Annotated in this window: 13 protein-coding genes; 5 read left to right on the top strand and 8 right to left on the bottom strand. The window is 74.3% G+C overall.

Features of this window, described 5'->3' with window-relative positions:
- Window positions 1-157: 157 nt before the first annotated feature.
- A complete protein-coding gene (locus ACGFMM_RS09960; RefSeq protein ID WP_393644940.1) occupies window positions 158-1,792 on the top strand; it encodes a protein kinase in 1,635 nt (544 codons plus the stop codon).
- A 336-nt stretch (window positions 1,793-2,128) separates the two neighbouring features.
- Here the strand turns inward: ACGFMM_RS09960 and ACGFMM_RS09955 are convergent, their stop codons facing one another.
- Window positions 2,129-2,431 carry a hypothetical protein gene (locus tag ACGFMM_RS09955; protein ID WP_393644939.1) on the bottom strand — a complete coding sequence of 101 codons (303 nt, stop codon included), beginning with the start codon at window positions 2,429-2,431 and terminating at the stop codon, window positions 2,129-2,131.
- 284 nt (window positions 2,432-2,715) lie between these two features.
- Between ACGFMM_RS09955 and ACGFMM_RS09950 the strand changes: the two genes are divergently transcribed.
- From ACGFMM_RS09950 to ACGFMM_RS09935, 4 genes are all read left to right on the top strand, one after another.
- Entirely contained in the window at window positions 2,716-3,369 is a 654-nt protein-coding gene (locus ACGFMM_RS09950) for a PadR family transcriptional regulator (protein WP_393644937.1), read from the top strand.
- A 230-nt stretch (window positions 3,370-3,599) separates the two neighbouring features.
- A complete protein-coding gene (locus ACGFMM_RS09945; RefSeq protein ID WP_393644935.1) occupies window positions 3,600-4,358 on the top strand; it encodes an ABC transporter ATP-binding protein in 759 nt (252 codons plus the stop codon).
- On the top strand, window positions 4,355-7,231 hold the full coding sequence (locus ACGFMM_RS09940) for an ABC transporter permease (protein ID WP_393644933.1): 2,877 nt from the start codon (window positions 4,355-4,357) through the stop codon (window positions 7,229-7,231). The genes ACGFMM_RS09945 and ACGFMM_RS09940 overlap by 4 nt, the downstream gene beginning before the upstream one ends.
- Window positions 7,232-7,392: 161 nt before the next feature.
- Entirely contained in the window at window positions 7,393-7,929 is a 537-nt protein-coding gene (locus ACGFMM_RS09935; protein ID WP_393644931.1) for a bacterial proteasome activator family protein, read from the top strand.
- Between the two features lie 81 nt (window positions 7,930-8,010).
- Here the strand turns inward: ACGFMM_RS09935 and ACGFMM_RS09930 are convergent, their stop codons facing one another.
- The 7 genes from ACGFMM_RS09930 to pdhA form a co-directional block, all read right to left on the bottom strand.
- Window positions 8,011-9,000 (bottom strand): NAD(P)H-quinone oxidoreductase, encoded by a 990-nt coding sequence (locus tag ACGFMM_RS09930; RefSeq protein ID WP_393644930.1) that lies wholly within the window; start codon window positions 8,998-9,000, stop codon window positions 8,011-8,013.
- 10 nt (window positions 9,001-9,010) lie between these two features.
- Window positions 9,011-10,063 carry a potassium channel family protein gene (locus ACGFMM_RS09925; protein ID WP_393645504.1) on the bottom strand — a complete coding sequence of 351 codons (1,053 nt, stop codon included), beginning with the start codon at window positions 10,061-10,063 and terminating at the stop codon, window positions 9,011-9,013.
- A 20-nt stretch (window positions 10,064-10,083) separates the two neighbouring features.
- Window positions 10,084-11,544, bottom strand: a complete 1,461-nt coding sequence (locus ACGFMM_RS09920; RefSeq protein WP_393644928.1) for a molybdopterin molybdotransferase MoeA — start codon at window positions 11,542-11,544, stop codon at window positions 10,084-10,086.
- The gene (locus ACGFMM_RS09915; RefSeq protein ID WP_393644927.1) at window positions 11,541-12,455 is read right to left on the bottom strand and encodes a DUF6457 domain-containing protein; all 915 of its coding nucleotides are present in this window, start codon (window positions 12,453-12,455) and stop codon (window positions 11,541-11,543) included. The genes ACGFMM_RS09920 and ACGFMM_RS09915 overlap by 4 nt, the downstream gene beginning before the upstream one ends.
- 84 nt (window positions 12,456-12,539) lie before the next feature.
- On the bottom strand, window positions 12,540-13,913 hold the full coding sequence (locus ACGFMM_RS09910; RefSeq protein WP_393644925.1) for a dihydrolipoamide acetyltransferase family protein: 1,374 nt from the start codon (window positions 13,911-13,913) through the stop codon (window positions 12,540-12,542).
- A complete protein-coding gene (locus ACGFMM_RS09905) occupies window positions 13,913-14,944 on the bottom strand; it encodes an alpha-ketoacid dehydrogenase subunit beta (protein WP_393644923.1) in 1,032 nt (343 codons plus the stop codon). The genes ACGFMM_RS09910 and ACGFMM_RS09905 overlap by 1 nt, the downstream gene beginning before the upstream one ends.
- Entirely contained in the window at window positions 14,944-16,101 is a 1,158-nt protein-coding gene (pdhA, locus tag ACGFMM_RS09900; RefSeq protein WP_393644921.1) for a pyruvate dehydrogenase (acetyl-transferring) E1 component subunit alpha, read from the bottom strand. The genes ACGFMM_RS09905 and pdhA overlap by 1 nt, the downstream gene beginning before the upstream one ends.
- Window positions 16,102-16,229 lie beyond the last annotated feature (128 nt).

Below are 16,229 nucleotides of genomic sequence, written 5' to 3'. Positions count from 1 at the left end.
TGCAAATTCCGTGCGGTTCCGGTAACGCTTCCGAGACGCTTTTCATGCGGAGCGTCACGGAACGGGCACCCGGCTTGACGTGTCCGAGCCCTCGGGCAGACTTGGCCAGTAAAATTCCGGATCATCGCCGCGACGCGCGCGTACGGGGGAGTCAGAAATGAGCCAGGACGGCGCACAGGGGCGCTACGCGGGCGGTTCGGTGGCCAACGGCCGCTACCAGCTGCGCGACCTGCTCGGCGAGGGCGGAATGGCGTCGGTGTACCTGGCGTACGACTCCGCGCTCGACCGGCAGGTCGCCATCAAGACCCTTCACACCGAACTGGGCCGCGAGCAGTCGTTCCGCGAAAGGTTTCGGCGCGAGGCCCAGGCTGTTGCGAAGTTGTCGCACACCAACATCGTCTCGGTCTTCGACACCGGTGAGGACGACCTCGACGGCGCCCTCATGCCGTACATCGTCATGGAGTACGTGGAGGGCCAGCCGCTCGGCTCGGTGCTCGCCGCGGACGTCCGCCAGCACGGCGCCATGCCGGCCGACAAGGCGCTGAAGGTCACCGCGGACGTGCTGGCCGCGCTGGAGACCAGCCACGAGATGGGCCTGGTCCACCGCGACATCAAGCCCGGCAACGTGATGATGACCAAGCGCGGCGTGGTCAAGGTCATGGACTTCGGCATCGCCCGCGCCATGCAGTCCGGCGTCACCTCGATGACGCAGACCGGCATGGTCGTCGGCACCCCGCAGTACCTCTCGCCCGAGCAGGCCCTGGGGCGCGGCGTCGACGCCCGCTCGGACCTGTATTCGGTCGGCATCATGCTCTTCCAGCTGCTGACGGGCCGGCTGCCGTTCGACGCGGACTCGCCGCTGGCGATCGCGTACGCGCACGTGCAGGAGGAGCCGGTCGCGCCGTCCTCCATCAACCGCTCGGTGACCCCGGCGATGGACGCGATGGTCGCCCGGGCGCTGAAGAAGAACCCGAACGAGCGCTTCCCGAGCGCGGCCGCGATGCGCGACGAGTGCCTGCGGATCCTCTCCGCGGGCCAGACCGGCGCGCCGATGATCGTCGCGGGCGGCCCGGTGGCCAGCGGCTCGGGCGTGGGCTCGGCGGTGTTCCCGCCGGTCGGCCAGCAGACCCCGGCACCGCAGGGCGTCCAGCAGCCGTACCAGGCGCCGCACACCCCGCAGCCCGGCCCGTACGGCCCGCCGACGCCCGCCCCGGCCCCCTCGTACGGCTACCCGCAGCAGGCCCCGACCCCGCCGCCGGCCCCGGCGTACCAGTCGCCGCAGCCCTCCCCGCAGCCGTACACGACGTCGCCGACGCCCGCCGCGAACCTCGGCGGCAGCAGCGGCGGCGGCCGGAACATGCCGGTGATCGTCGGCGCGATCGTGGTCGCGCTGGTCGCCATCGGCGGCGTGATCACCGCGATCCAGCTGAGCGGCGACGAGGACCCGGGCTCGTCCGGCGGCACGGGCGGCCAGAGCAGCGCCCCGCCGGTGGCCGGGCACAAGGGCCCGGACCTGAGCAAGACGATCGACACGAAGGAGTGCACCGAGCCGACCGAGTCGAGCGACGACCCGGAGAAGATCGAGCTGCCCGACTTCCGCTACAAGAACATCCAGTCCGTGAAGGCCTGCGTCCAGGCCGCGGGCTGGAAGATCATGAAGCAGCAGCCGATGGACGAGAACGCCTACGGCGAGGGCACGGTCATGAGCCAGTACCCGCCGGCCGACTCCGAGGTGAAGCAGGGGGAGGTCGAGCTCACGCTCGAGATCTCCACCGGCAACCCCGGCCTGTAGTAGCCCTCGTCGTCCGGACGGTTTGTCCGGGATGCCGCGTCCCTCCCGTTGTGTGACGCTGAGTCGAACGACTCGGCGGCTCGGTACGGGAGGGGGTCACGCGGTGACTCCAGGACTCCGCGGGGCGCGGACCTGGGCGGTCTGCGGGCCCCTGGTGGCGTGCTCGCTGCTGTCGGCCGCCGTCGCGCCGTCCGCGTACGCGGAGCGGGGGCCGTACGGGCATGGGTACGGGCGCCATGGGGCGTCTGCACCGGGGCCTTCCGCTGACACCTGGGCACCGTCGTACCGGCCGGGGAAGGCGCATCACGGGCCGTCGGAGGCGCCGTCCGCTGCGCCTCACGCCGCGCCGTCCGCCGTGCCGTCCGCGTCGCCCGTCGAGGCGGCCCGGCAGACCGGGCGCACCGAGGCCGCCGAGCCCAGCCCCGCCGCGTCGCTGGCCGGGCGGCCCGCCGGGGAGGGTCGGGAGCGGCCGGGTCGGCCCACCGGGCCGGAGAGCCCGCCGGCCGGCGAGAGCGTCTCGCCCAGCCCGTCGCCCACCGCATCGGAGACCGGGACGGAGCCGCCGGCCGAGTACGAGGCGGAGCGCGAGGAGGTACTCGGGGAGGAGTCCGTTCCGCCGCCCTCCTCCCCTGTCGCCACTCCCGCCACTCCCGCCGCCGCAGTCCGGCTGCCCGGCCCGCACACCGCCGTCACTGCCGCCGACCAGCGGATTCCCGTACTGACGCTGGGCGTTGGGCTCGCCCTCGTGGGGCTCGGGATCGGCTTCCTCGGGGTCCGGATGCGGCGGCGCTGAGCCCGTGTACGTCCCTCTGCCGTCCGTCTGACGTCCCTCTGCGGAATCGCCGTCCTCCTTGAGACGGACACCGCGGTTCCCTCTCAGGTCGCTTGTGGACGCCTCGACATACTCGGTATACATACTGAGTATGTCGATCCGCCACGGGCTGCTCGCCCTTCTCGAACGCGGCCCGCGCTACGGGTCCCAGCTCCGCACGGAGTTCGAGTCCCGCACCGGCCAGACCTGGCCGCTCAACGTCGGGCAGGTCTACACGACCCTGAACCGCCTGGAGCGCGACGGACTGGTCGCACAGGGCGGCGAGGACGACGCCGGGCACGCACTCTGGACGATCACCGAGACCGGCCGGGACGAGCTGCGGACCTGGTTCGAGCGGCCCGTCGACCGGACCAGTCCGGCCCGTGACGAGCTGTCCATCAAGCTCGCCATGGCGGTCGGCGCGCCCGGCGTCGACATCCGGGCCGTCATCCAGTCCCAGCGCCGGCACACCGTGAAGGCAATGCAGGACTACACCCGGCTCAAGCGCCAGGCCGTCGAGGCCGTGGAGCGCGGGCCGGGGGAGCGGAACGACATCGCCTGGCTGCTGGTCCTGGAGCAGCTGATCTTCCAGACCGAGGCCGAGGCGCGCTGGCTGGACCACTGCGAGGCCCGGCTCATCCGCCTGTCCCGCGCGGAGGCGAAGGAGCAGGGCCCCGGCCCGGGCTCCGAACCTCCGGACCCCGGCCCGTCGCCATCGGCCACCCGTCCCGGCGCCGCCGCACCCACCGCCCGCGGCACCGCCTGAACCGCTCCGGCTCCGCCGCGGCCCCAGGACCCGCGCAGGCCGCGGCGTCCCGACCACGCGGCCTGTGACAGGCCGCCGTTCAGACGACGCGGCCTTCCGAGCCGCCGCCGATCAGACCACGCGGCCCCCGTGCCGCACCACCCACCATTCCGTACGCGGCCACCGCTCCGTACGCCTCAGCCGCCGCGTCCGCGCACCCCTGCGCGTACGCCCGAGGGGGGAACCGTCCCATGTCCGCAACCACGCCCGACCCCGACCGCTCGGCGCAGCCCGTGCTGCAACTGCAGAACCTGACCCGGGTCCACGGCTCGGGGGCCACCGAGGTGCACGCCCTGCGCGGCATCGACCTCGACGTCCACGCCGGCGAACTCGTCGCCGTCATGGGGCCGTCGGGCTCCGGCAAGTCCACGCTGCTCACCATCGCGGGCGGCCTGGACGCCCCCACCTCCGGCCGGGTGCTGGTCGAGGGCCAGGACATCACCGTCGCCGACCGCAAGCAGCTCGCCGCCCTGCGCCGCCGCAGCATCGGCTACGTCTTCCAGGACTACAACCTGATCCCGGCGCTCACCGCCGCCGAGAACATCGCCCTGCCCCGCGAACTCGACGGCGTCTCCGCCCGCAAGGCCCGCGTCGAGGCGGTCGCCGCGCTGGAGGAGATGGAACTGGCGCACCTCGCCGACCGGTTCCCCGACGAGATGTCCGGCGGTCAGCAGCAGCGCATCGCGCTGGCCCGCGCCCTCGTCGGCGACCGTCGCCTGGTGCTGGCCGACGAGCCCACCGGCGCCCTGGACTCGGAGACCGGCGAGGCCGTGCTCTCCCTGCTGCGCAGCCGCTGCGACGCCGGGGCCGCGGGCGTCCTGGTCACCCACGAGCCGCGGTTCGCCGCCTGGGCGGACCGCGTGGTGTTCCTGCGCGACGGCGCCGTCGTCGACCAGACCGTCCGCAGCGAGGCCGACTCGCTCCTGTCCGGCCGGGCGGCCCAGCGGTGACGAACTGGTTCCACTCCTGGCGCGCCGCGGTGCGCATAGCCCGCCGCGACGCCTGGCGCTACAAGGGACGCAGCTTCCTCGTCCTCGCCATGATCGCCCTGCCGATCCTCGGCGTCAGCGCCGCCGACCTGACCCTGCGCAGCGCCGAGCTGTCCACCGAGGAGTCGGTGGCCCGTTCCATCGGCGCCGCGGACGCGCGCGTCAAGGACGCCGGCTACGGCGGGGAGCCCGTCTACCAGGACCCCCCGGGCGAGTTGAGCACCCCGGTCGCCGACGAGGACGACACGGCCCCTTCGACGGGCCCGCGCCCCGGCCCGGCGCAGCTGGCCACCGTGTTCCCCGCCGGGTCCACGACCCTCACCGACAGCACGGGCAGCGCCAAGCTCACCACCGAGTACGGGCTGCTGCAGGCGGAGATCCGGGAGCTGAAGGCGAGCGACCCGATGACCCGCGGCATGCTCACCCTGCTCGACGGCCGGTATCCGCAGCGGGCCGACGAACTCGCCGTCACCGAGCGCTTCCTGGAGGACAGCGGCCTGAAGTTGGGCTCGTCCCTCACCGCCCGCGGCTTCGAGCGCACGTACCGGATCGTCGGCGTGTACGAGCTGCCGGGCGAGCTGACGGCCCACCAGGTCAACGCCCTGCCGGGCGCGTTCCTCGCCCCGTACGCCAAGGCCGCCGAGAAGGCCGGCCTGCAGCACGTCGACATCTCCACCACCCACCTGGTCAAGGCGTCCGGTGGTTTCACGTGGAACATGGTCAAGGAGGCCAACGAGAAGGGCGTCACGGTGGTCTCCCGGGCCGTCCTGCTCGACCCGCCGGCCAAGTCCGAGGTCCCGCTCTACCAGAAGGACGGCTGGGACCCGTACGAGCAGAGCCTGCGCGCCCACGCCGAGGCGCTGGCCGTCGTCGCCACCGTCGTCGGTCTGGCGATGCTGGAGATCTGTCTGCTGGCCGGTCCCGCGTTCGCGGTCGGCGCCCGGCGCTCGCGCCGGCAGCTCGGCCTGGTCGGCGCCAACGGCGGAGACCGGCGGCACATCCGCGCCATCGTGCTCTCCGGCGGTCTGGTCATCGGCGCCGCCGCGGCCGTCGTCGGCACGGTCCTGGCCCTGGTGCTCACGTACGCCCTTCAGCCCGTCCTGGAGGGGTACGTCGGCCGCCGGTTCGGCAGCTTCGACATCCGCCCGCTGGAACTCCTCGGCATCGCCCTGCTCGCCGTCCTGACCGGCCTGTTCGCGGCGATCGTGCCGGCGATCACCTCCTCCCGGCAGTCCGTGCTGGCCTCGCTCACCGGCCGCCGCGGAGTGCGTCGCAGCAGCCGCGTGCTGCCGCTGGCCGGCCTCGGCGCGGTCCTGCTCGGCGGGGCGATCGCGCTGTACGGCGCGGTGGTCTCCGACCACTTCGCCCTCGTCGCGCTCGGCAGCGCCGTCGCCGAGCTGGGCGTCGTCGCCATGACTCCGGCGCTCGTCGGCCTGTTCGGCCGCACCGGCCGCTGGCTGCCGCTCTCCCCGCGCCTCGCCCTGCGGGACGCGGTGCGCAACCGGGGCCGTACGGCGCCCGCCGTCGCCGCCGTGCTCGCCGCGGTCGCCGGCACCGTCGCCGTCGCCACGTACGCGGCCGGCGTGGAGGCGCAGCGCCGCGCCGAGTACAGCCCCGCGCTGCCGCACGGCGCGGTCTCCGTGTCCGTCGGCGAGGAGGGCGGCCGGGACGCCCCGGCGGCCCGGGAGGCCGTGCAGCGGCTGTTCCCCGTCGAGGTCCGCGCGGACCTCGGCCGGGTCACGGCCGGCCGGGCCGGCTGCTCGATGTACGACGGCGCCAAGGGCTGCGGCCGCGCCGAGGCCGTCGTCCCCAAGGCCAACGAGTGCCCGCTGTGGATCTCGACCAAGGCGAACCCGGACCCCGTCCGGAACATGAGCCGTGAGGAGGCCTCCAAGCTCGCCAAGGACTGGCGCTGCAAGGTGTACGACGAACTCGGCGTCAACGTCGAGGGCGGGGTGGTCGTCGGTGACGCCAAGGTCCTGAAGGTCCTCGGCATCAAGGACCCGGCCGCCGAGCAGGCGCTCGCCGCAGGCAAGATCGTCGCCTTCCGCAAGCCCGTGGTCGACGCGTCCGGGAAGGTCGGCATCCGGCTGGTCACCGACACCGAAGCGGCCGACAGGGCGACGGAGGAGGGCACCGAGACCCCGGGCCGGGTCGTGTCCCTGCCCGCCCACCTCGCCGAAGGCGGGCGCAACTACGGGATGACGGCGCTCGTCAGCCCCACCGCCGCCAAGGCCGCCGGACTGACCACGGTCCCGTTCGGTGCGCTGTTCGACACCGAGCGGATCCCCGACTCCGAGCAGCGCCAGAAGCTCGACGCGGAGCTCGCCCGGCTCGGCAGCTCCGTCGACCTGCACGTGGAGGTCGGCTACGAGAACGAGAGCGGCATCGTGCTGCTGGCCCTCACCGTGTTCGCCGGCCTCGTCACCATCGGCGCCGCCGGCATCGCCACCGGTCTGGCCCAGGCCGACGCCGAGGCCGACCTGAAGACCCTCGCCGCGGTCGGCGCGCCCCCGCGGGTCCGCCGCACCCTGAGCGGCTTCCAGTGCGGGGTGGTCGCGGCCATGGGCGTCCTCCTCGGCTCCGCGACGGGCGTACTGCCGGCGATCGCCCTGCGGCTCACCGAGGCCCGCCAGCAGCAGCGCTGGTACGAGCAGGCCCTCGCGGACAACCCCGGAGGCGCCGACCTGGTCGGACCGCCCCCGCACGTGCCGATCGTCGTGCCGTGGGACACCCTCGGGGCGCTGCTGGTCCTCGTGCCGCTCGGCGCGGCGGTCCTGGCGGCCCTGGTCACCCGCTCGCGCGGCGCACTGGCCCGGCGCGCGGCGACGTGAGGCGGCGCGCGGCGACCTGAGAGGGGGCGCGCGGCGACCTGAGAGGGGGCGCGGACGGCCCCGCGCCCCCGCCCGCGCGAATGGGCCCTCGGAGAAGGGTGGATCACCCTCCTCCGGGGGCACACCGACTGGTGAGGCTGGTGTGCGAGAGAATGGGCGGCATGGAGATGCCGAGGAGTGAACGGTCGTCGCAGGAGAGCCCCCACATCCTGGTCGTGGGCCAGGACGGAATGGCGATCGGCGGCGCGGACGACGAGTCGCGCGAGGTTCCCGTGACGGACATGGTCGAACAACCGGCAAAGGTCATGCGGATCGGCAGCATGATCAAGCAGCTCCTTGAGGAAGTCCGCGCGGCTCCTCTGGACGAGGCGAGCCGGGTCAGGCTCAAGGACATCCACGCCAGCTCCGTGAAGGAGCTGGAGGACGGGCTGGCGCCCGAGCTGGTCGAGGAACTGGAGCGGCTCTCCCTGCCGTTCACCGACGAGGCGATCCCGTCCGAAGCGGAACTGCGCATCGCGCAGGCCCAGTTGGTGGGCTGGCTGGAGGGCCTGTTCCACGGCATCCAGACCGCGCTGTTCGCCCAGCAGATGGCCGCCCGCGCCCAGTTGGAGCAGATGCGCCGGGCGCTCCCGCCGGGCGCGCCGACCGACGACGAGGAGCGCGGACACGGCGGTGCGCGCTCGGGGCCGTACCTGTAGAACGGCGTTGAACGACGCGGCCCGTGCGCAAGGCCCGGCACCTCGTGGTGCCGGGCCTTCGCCATGCGGTCGTCCGGGGCGTCAGAGCGCCTGCGGGGCGAGGAGCAGCACCTTGCCGACGTGGCTGCCGGAGTCGAGCGCCCGGTGGCCCTCGGCGGCCTCCTCCATCGGCACCGTCGTGTGGATCACCGGACGGACCGTGCCCGCGGCGATCAGCGGCCAGACGTGCTCGCGCACCGCGGCCACGATGGCCGCCTTCTCGTGCAGCGGACGGCTGCGCAGCGTCGTCGCCGTGATCGCGGCGCGCTTGCCCAGCAGCGCCGCCAGGTTCAACTCGCCCTTCACACCGCCCTGGAGGCCGATGATCGCGAGCCGGCCGTTGACCGCGAGCGCCTGGACGTTGCGCTCCAGGTACTTCGCGCCGACGATGTCGAGGATCACGTCCGCGCCCGCGCCGTCGGTGGCCTTGCGCAGCTCCTCGACGAAGTCCTGCCGCCGGTAGTCGATCAGGATGTCCGCGCCCAGTTCGGCGCAGCGCTCCAGCTTCTCCGGGCCGCCGGCGGTGACCGCGACCTTCGCGCCGACCGCCTTGGCCAGCTGGATCGCCGTGGTGCCGATGCCGCTCGCGCCGCCGTGCACCAGCAGCGTCTCGCCGGGGCGCAGGTGGGCGATCATGAACACGTTGGACCAGACCGTGCAGATGGCCTCGGGGAGCGCCGCCGCCGTCACCAGGTCCACGCCCTCCGGTACGGGCAGCAGCTGCCCGACGGGGACGGCGACCTTCTCCGCGTACCCGCCGCCGACCAGCAGCGCGCACACCTCGTCGCCGACGGACCAGCCGGACACCCCCGGGCCGAGGGCCGCGATGCGGCCCGAGCACTCCAGGCCGGGGTAGCGGGACGAGCCGGGCGGCGGGTCGTAGAAGCCCTGGCGCTGCAGCAGGTCGGCGCGGTTGACCGCGCTCGCCACCACCTCGACGAGCACCTCGCCCTCGGCGGGCACGGGATCGGGCGCCTCGGCCCAGACGAGGGCCTCGGGGCCGCCGGGTTCCGGAATCGTGATCGCATGCATGTCGGCGAGGCTACTCCGGCGGCAGGGTGGTCCGCGGGCCGACAGCAGCGGCCCGGACGATCGTGATCACACGGTCCGTCAACTGCAGGGGGCTGGCCTTCGGATCGTCGTAGCCGAGCAGCCGGTGCCCGCGGAGCACGCTCACCACCAGGTCCTCGGTCTCCCGGACGCTCTTGCCCACCTCGGCCTTGGTGACCGGCCGCTCGACCAGGTCGAGACCTGAGCCCTGCTGGATCAGATCCTCCATGACCGTGCCCGCGCTGGGGCTGAGCACCGACAGGCCGAGCAGCCGGCCGGCGGCGCTGGCGCTGGTGATCACCGCGTCCGCGCCGGACTGGCGCAGCAGCGGCGCGTTCTCCTCCTCACGGACCGCGGCCACGATCTTCGCCCCGCGGTTGAGCTGGCGCGCCGTCAGCGTGACCAGCACGGCGGTGTCGTCCCGCTGGGTGGCGATGACGATCTGACGGGCCCTTTGCACCTCGGCCCGGAGCAGTACGTCACTGCGGGTGGCGTCGCCTATCACGCCGACGTACCCGTCCGCGTTCGCCGCCTCGATGACCTTGCTCGACGGGTCGACGACGACGATGTGGTCCTTGCCCAGACCGGTGGTGGAGAGCGTCTGGAGCGCGGACCGCCCCTTGGTGCCGAAGCCGACGATGACGGTGTGGTCGCGCAAGTGGGTCCTCCAGCGGTTCAGCCGCCATTCCTCCCGGGTCCGCTCGGTGAGGACCTCGAGAGTGGTGCCGACCAGGATGATCAGGAAGATCACGCGCAGCGGCGTGATCAGCAGAATGTTGGTGAGCCGGGCACTGTCGCTGTGCGGGACGATGTCGCCGTACCCGGTGGTGGACAGGGTCACCGTGGAGTAGTACGCGGCGTCGAGGAAGTCGACCGTCTCGTCGGCGTTGTCGTGGTAGCCGTCGCGGTCGATGTAGACGATGATCATGGTCAGCAGGAGCACGCCCAAGGCCATCAGAAGCCGCTTGGCGACCTGGCGCAGCGGCTTCTCGACGATCCGGCGGGGCAGTTTCACCCGGGCGTTCTCGTCGGCCTGGCGGGCCATGACGTCCTGTCCGGACAGTTTCACGTGAAACACCCTCCTGCGGCGGCGGTGCCCGCCTCAGGAGACAGCGCCATGGGCGCCGACCAGGGCAGATCGAGTACGTCCAGAGTGTCGCCGGCGCGTGCGCCGCCCGGCGGGACCACGGCCATGCCGTCCGCGGCGGCGATGCCGCGGAGCATGGCGGGCCCGTTGTAGTGCAGCGGCACGAGGTGGTCGCCGTGGTGGACGACGGGGACGAGCCGGGTGTCGTGCGGATGGCCCTGCACCTCGTCGCGCACCGGTCCCCGGTACGGCTCCGCGGCCGGCCGGCCGGAGCGGGCGAGCAGCAGCGGCTCGGCGAGCGTGAGCAGCCCGGAGACGGCCGCCAGCGGGTTGCCGGGCAGCCCCACGAGATGGCGGCCGTCGGCCAGCCGGGCGAGCAGCATCGGATGGCCGGGGCGCACCTTCACCCCGTCCACCAGCAGCTCCGCACCGGCCTTGGCCAGGACGGGGTGGACGTGGTCGACGGGGCCGGCGGCGGTGCCGCCGGTCGTGATCACCAGGTCCGCGGCGGAGCCGGTGACGGCGCCGTACAGGGCGTCGGCGTCGTCGCCGATGCGCCGGGTGCCGAGGACGTCCGCGCCGAGGGCCTGCAGCCAGGGGCCGAGGAGCGGGCCGAGGGCGTCACGGATCAGACCCTCGTGGGGGAGACCCGAGGTGAGCAGCTCGTCGCCGAGGACCAGGACCTCGACGGTGGGGCGGGGCAGGACGAACAGCTCGTCGTACCCGGCGGCCGCGGCCAGTCCGAGCACGGCGGGGGTGACCAGGGCGCCGGAGGGCAGCAGCGGGTCGCCGGTCCGGCACTCCTGGCCGCGCGGGCGGATGTCCTGGCCCGGGACGACCTCGCGGTCGGCGTGCAGCCGGCCCCCGGCGTCGGTGCGGGCGTGCTCGCTGCGGATCACGGCGGTGGCCCCGGACGGGATCCGGGCGCCGGTGGCGATGCGTACGGCGGTGCCGTCGTCGACGGCGCCGGCGGGGGCGTGCCCGGCGAGGACCGCGCCGTCCTCGTCGATCCGCCAGGGGCCGGGGCCCGCGACGGCCCAGCCGTCCATGGCGGAGGTGTCGAAGGACGGCAGATCGGTGAGCGCGGCGAGCGGCCCGCCGAGGAGCCGTCCGAGCGCCGCGCCGAGGGGGACCGGCTCGGGCGCCGGCCGGGCGGCGGCCGCGGCCTTGCGCGCCGTCTCCCGGGCATCGGGCCAGGGGGTGGCGCTGTGGCGGTCGTGGGGGGCGGGGGCCGGGGCGGCCGCGGGACCCGGGCGGGGCGGGCCGGGGGCGGCCGGGACCGGGGCGGGAGCCGGGGCCTGGAGGGCGAGGGCGTCGTCGAACGCGCCGGAGAGGCCGTCGGGATCGCCGGTACGGGCGGGGTCGCCCCTACGGGAGGGGTCGCCCGTACCGGCGTGGTTCCCGGCACCTGCGCCGGCGGCGGCGGTCGGCGGGGTCATCCGGCGTCGCCCTGCGAGGCCTCCGCGGCCCAGCGCTCGGCGAGCGCGGCGGCCCTGCGGGCCGCCTCGGCGACGGCTTCGGGGCCGCCGTTCGCCTGCGCCGCCGCGTATCCGACGAGGAAGGTGGTCAGCGGGGCGGCGGGCCGGGCCACCCCGTGGGCGGCGTCGCGCGCCAGGTCGAGCAGGACGCCGGTGTCGACGTCGAGTTCGATGCCCAGTTCGGCCTTGACTGCGGTGATCCATTCGTCCAGCACGTTCCCATGCTCCCTGATCCGTGCCCGGGCCGCGGCGAGGTCCTCCCAGGTGTCGCAGTCGAAGGAGGCCAGCGGGTCCGCGGCGATCCGGGCGGTCCGCAGCCCCTGGGTGAGCCGTCGCAGCGGCAGCCCGGCGAGCCCGCCGTGCTCCTCGGCCACCGCCGCGAGCACCCGCCGTACGGACGCGCTCCGGTACGCCGCCACGAGCGGCTGGTCGCGCCCGCCGGCGTCGACGGCGAGCACCGCGTCGACCTCCGCGGCGCCGGCCGTGCCGGCGGCGGTGTCGCCGGCCGTGTCGTCGGCCAGGGCGTCCACGAGCCGGCGCACCATGGTCTCGCCGAGGAACGGCAGGTCGGCGGAGAGCACGAGCACGACGTCGGCGGCGGTCTGCCGCAGCCCCGCGTCGAGCGCGGCCAGCGGGCCGCCGCCCGGCGGCTCCTCGCGCGCCCAGGCCACCGCCCGGACGGTCGGGCGCGGATCGCCGACGACGACGGTCCGCCCCGCGGTCCGGCATCCGGCGAGCACGCGGTCGAGCAGCGCCCGCCCGCCGACGCTCAGCGCGGGCTTGTCCGCCCCGCCGAGCCGGGTGGCGGCACCGCCGGCGAGCACGATGGCGTCATACGAGGTCGTCACCCCAGCAGTATGGTCCGCGCCCATGACGACGCCCGGACCGAGGCAGGGGAAGAGCCTCGGCCCGGGCGTCCGGGGCGGTGTCCGCCGTACGGAGACGGCCGGTAGGGGTCAGAGCGTGCGGAGCAGCACCGCCGGGTTCTCCACGCAATCCGCGACGTAGCGCAGGAAGCCGCCGGCCGTGCCCCCGTCGCAGACCCGGTGGTCGAACGTGAGCGACAGCTGGACGACCTGCCGGACGGCCAGCTCGCCCTGGTGCACCCACGGCTTGGGGACGATCCGGCCCACGCCCAGCATCGCGGCCTCGGGGTGGTTGATGATCGGCGTGGAGCCGTCCACCCCGAACACCCCGTAGTTGTTCAGCGTGAACGTGCCGCCGGTGAGGTCCGCCGGGGTGAGCGTGCCCTGCCGGGCGGACTCGGTGAGCCGGGCGAACTCGGCCGTCAGCGACTCCGCCGACCGGGTGTGCGCCTCGCGAACCACCGGCACGACCAGACCGCGCTCGGTCTGCGCGGCGAAGCCGAGGTGCACGGACGGCAGCCGGACGATCTCCCGCGCGGCCGTGTCCACGGTCGAGTTCAGCTCCGGGAACCGGGCGAGCCCGGCCGTGCAGATCCGGGCGAGCAGCGCGAGCACGGAGATCTTCGGGCCGCCCGCCGCGTTCATCGCGGCGCGGGCCGCCATGAGCTCCGTGGCGTCCGCGTCGACCCAGGTCGTCGCGTCGGGGATCTCGGTACGGCTGCGGGACAGCTTGTCCGCGACCGCGCCCCGGACCCCGCGCAGCGGCACCCTCTCACCGACGGCGGCAACCGAGCGGGCCGCCGCGGCGGGCTGGGCGGCGGGAACGGCCGCGGGGGCCTCCGCCTCGCGCACGGCGCGCTCCACGTCGGCGCGCAGGATCAGCCCCTCGGGACCCGAGCCGCGCAGCGCCCGCAGGTCCAGGCCCTTCTCCCGGGCCAGCTTCCGCACCAGCGGCGAGATGACCGGCACCGGCCCGTCGACCACGGCGGGCGCCACGGCGACGGGAGCCGCCGGAGCCGCCGCGACCTGAGCCGGCTGTGCCGCGGGGCTGTCGCGGCGGACCCGGCGGCGTCGAGCTGCGGGGCCCGCCGTGCCGTAGCCGACGAGCACGTTCCCGGAGTACTCCGAGGACTCCGCGTCCTTCGCCTCGGCCTTCGCCGGAGCCGCAGCCGCGGCCGCCGCCGGAACCGGGGCCGCCGCCCCCGCGCCGTCGGCGGGCTCCCCCACGGCGACCGTCAGCAGCGGTGCGCCGACGGGGAGTTCGGTGCCCTCCTCGCCGAACCGGGCGGTGACGACACCGCCGTACGGACAGGGCACCTCGACCATCGCCTTGGCCGTCTCGACCTCGACGACCGGCTGGTCGATGGCGACCACGTCGCCGACGTTCACCAGCCAGCGCACGATCTCCGCCTCGGTCAGTCCCTCGCCGAGGTCGGGCAGCTTGAACTCGAGCACCTGGGCCATCAGCTCTGCGCCTCCCACTGCAGGCGCGCCACCGCGTCGAGGATCCGGTCCACGCCCGGCAGGTGGTGCCGCTCCAGCATCGGCGGCGGGTACGGGATGTCGAAGCCGGCGACCCGCAGCACCGGGGCCTCCAGGTGGTGGAAGCAGCGCTCGGTCACCCGGGCGGCGATCTCCCCGCCGGGCCCGCCGAAACCGGTCGACTCGTGGACCACGACGGCCCGGCCGGTGCGCCGCACGGACGCGCAGACCGTCTCGTCGTCGAACGGCACCAGCGAGCGCAGGTCCACGACCTCCAGGTCCCAGCCCTCGGCCTGCGCCGCCTCGGCCGCCTCCAGGCAGACCGGCACGGACGGGCCGTAGGTGATCAGGGTGGCGCTCGTTCCGCTGCGGCGCACGACCGCCTTGCCTATCGGCTCGACGGCGGCGGGCGATTCCGGCGACCAGTCGGACTTCGACCAGTAGAGCCGCTTGGGCTCCAGGAAGATCACCGGATCGTCGGAGGCGATCGCCGCCCGCAGCAGCCCGTAGGCGTCCTCCACCGAGGACGGGGTGACGACGTGCAGGCCCGGGGTGGCGATGTAGTACGCCTCGGAGGAGTCGCTGTGGTGCTCGACACCGCCGATGCCGCCGCCGTACGGCACGCGCACCACCAGCGGCATCGGCATCGCGCCGCGGGTCCGGTTGCGCATCCGGGAGACATGGCTGATCAGCTGCTCGAACGCCGGGTAGGCGAAGGCGTCGAACTGCATCTCGACGACCGGGCGCAGCCCGTACATCGCCATGCCGACCGCGGTGCCGAGGATGCCGGCCTCCGCGAGCGGGGTGTCGGTGACGCGGTCCTCGCCGAACTCCTTCTGGAGTCCGTCGGTGACCCGGAAGACGCCGCCGAGCGTGCCGACGTCCTCGCCGAGCACGTGCACCGACGGGTCCTCGGCCATCGCGTCGCGCATGGCGCGCTGCAGCGCCTGCGCCATGGTGGCCGGGCGCGGCTTGGCCGCCACCGTCTTCGCCACCGTCGTCGCCCTCGTCATCACGCCTCGCTCTCGGCGTCGAGCTCGGCGCGCAGCTGCGCCGCCTGCTCGCGCAGCTGCGCGGTCTGCTCCGCGTACACATGGGCGAACAGGTCCATCGGGTCGAGCACCGGGTCCGCGTTCATCCGCTCGCGCAGCTGCGCCGCCATCGTCTCGGCGGCCTCGGCCGCCTCCCGTACGCCGTCCTCGTCGAGCACGCCGCGCTCCGTCAGGTCCCGCTCCAGAATCCGGATCGGATCGTGCGCCCGCCAGGTCTCGACCTCGCTCTCCCCGCGGTAGCGGGTGGCGTCGTCGGCGTTGGTGTGGGCGTCGATCCGGTAGGTGACCGCCTCCACTAGGGTCGGTCCGCCGCCGCGCCGGGCACGGGCCACCGCCTCGGTGAGCACCTGGTGCACCGCCACGGCGTCGTTGCCGTCGACCAGCCGGCCCGGCATGCCGTAGCCGACGGCCTTGTGGGCCAGCGAGGGGGCCGCGGTCTGCTTGGCGAGCGGCACGGAGATGGCGAAGCCGTTGTTCTGCACGAGGAAGACCACGGGGGCCTGCCAGACGGCCGCGAAGTTCAGCGCCTCGTGGAAGTCGCCCTCGCTGGTGCCGCCGTCGCCGACCATGGCCAGCGCGACCACGTCGTCGCCCTTCAGGCGGGCGGCGTGCGCCAGGCCCACGGCATGCGGCAGCTGGGTGGCCAGCGGGGTGCTGAGCGGGGCTATGCGGTACTCCCGCGGGTCATAGCCGGTGTGCCAGTCGCCGCGCAACAGCGTCAGGGCCTGCACGGGGTCGAGCCCGCGGGCGACGGCGGCGAGGGTGTCGCGGTACGAGGGGAAGAGCCAGTCCCGCTCCTCCAGCGCCAGCGCGGCCGCGACCTCGCTGGCCTCCTGGCCGGTGGTGGAGGGGTAGACGGCGAGCCGGCCCTGCTTGGTCAGGGCGGTGGCCTGGGCGTTGTACCGGCGGCCGCGCACCAGCTCCGCGTACAGCCGGCGGAGCAGCTCGGGGTCGACTTCGGCCATCGCGTCCGTGCCGATCACCCGGAAGGGCGAGGCGTCGGGCAGAAGCGGCGCGGGGTCGGTGCGCGGCTGCCAGGCGGGCGGCGGGGTGGGCCGGTACGCGACGGCGGCGGGCGGCGCTTGGACTGTCGAACTGCGCTGTTGCAACGAGTCCACCTCCTCGTGGGAGCGGGCACAAGACCCGATGGCGGGGGGCGCGAATGTGGCGCGCCTCACCTACCGATTGTTCGGTCGTGGACGCATTTTGGCTACAGGCGGCCCGAGCCTGTGGACAATCGGTTCTC

Origin of the sequence: Streptomyces sp. NPDC048604 (assembly GCF_043199435.1) — a bacterium.
Lineage (GTDB): Bacteria > Actinomycetota > Actinomycetes > Streptomycetales > Streptomycetaceae > Streptomyces.
Note: the sequence above shows the minus strand (reverse complement) of the source record. Positions and strands in the feature narration are given on the sequence as shown.

Excerpts from the sequence above, each read along its gene's own strand:
- ACGFMM_RS09935 (WP_393644931.1), top strand. The coding sequence starts at position 7,393 with ATGGAGATGCCGAGGAGTGAACGGTCGTCGCAGGAGAGCCCCCACATC.
- ACGFMM_RS09920 (WP_393644928.1), bottom strand. The coding sequence starts at position 11,544 with ATGACCCCGCCGACCGCCGCCGCCGGCGCAGGTGCCGGGAACCACGCC.
- ACGFMM_RS09930 (WP_393644930.1), bottom strand. The coding sequence starts at position 9,000 with ATGCATGCGATCACGATTCCGGAACCCGGCGGCCCCGAGGCCCTCGTC.
- ACGFMM_RS09950 (WP_393644937.1), top strand. The coding sequence starts at position 2,716 with ATGTCGATCCGCCACGGGCTGCTCGCCCTTCTCGAACGCGGCCCGCGC.
- ACGFMM_RS09960 (WP_393644940.1), top strand. The coding sequence starts at position 158 with ATGAGCCAGGACGGCGCACAGGGGCGCTACGCGGGCGGTTCGGTGGCC.
- ACGFMM_RS09915 (WP_393644927.1), bottom strand. The coding sequence starts at position 12,455 with ATGGGCGCGGACCATACTGCTGGGGTGACGACCTCGTATGACGCCATC.
- ACGFMM_RS09910 (WP_393644925.1), bottom strand. The coding sequence starts at position 13,913 with ATGGCCCAGGTGCTCGAGTTCAAGCTGCCCGACCTCGGCGAGGGACTG.
- ACGFMM_RS09945 (WP_393644935.1), top strand. The coding sequence starts at position 3,600 with ATGTCCGCAACCACGCCCGACCCCGACCGCTCGGCGCAGCCCGTGCTG.
- ACGFMM_RS09925 (WP_393645504.1), bottom strand. The coding sequence starts at position 10,063 with ATGGCCCGCCAGGCCGACGAGAACGCCCGGGTGAAACTGCCCCGCCGG.
- ACGFMM_RS09905 (WP_393644923.1), bottom strand. The coding sequence starts at position 14,944 with ATGACGAGGGCGACGACGGTGGCGAAGACGGTGGCGGCCAAGCCGCGC.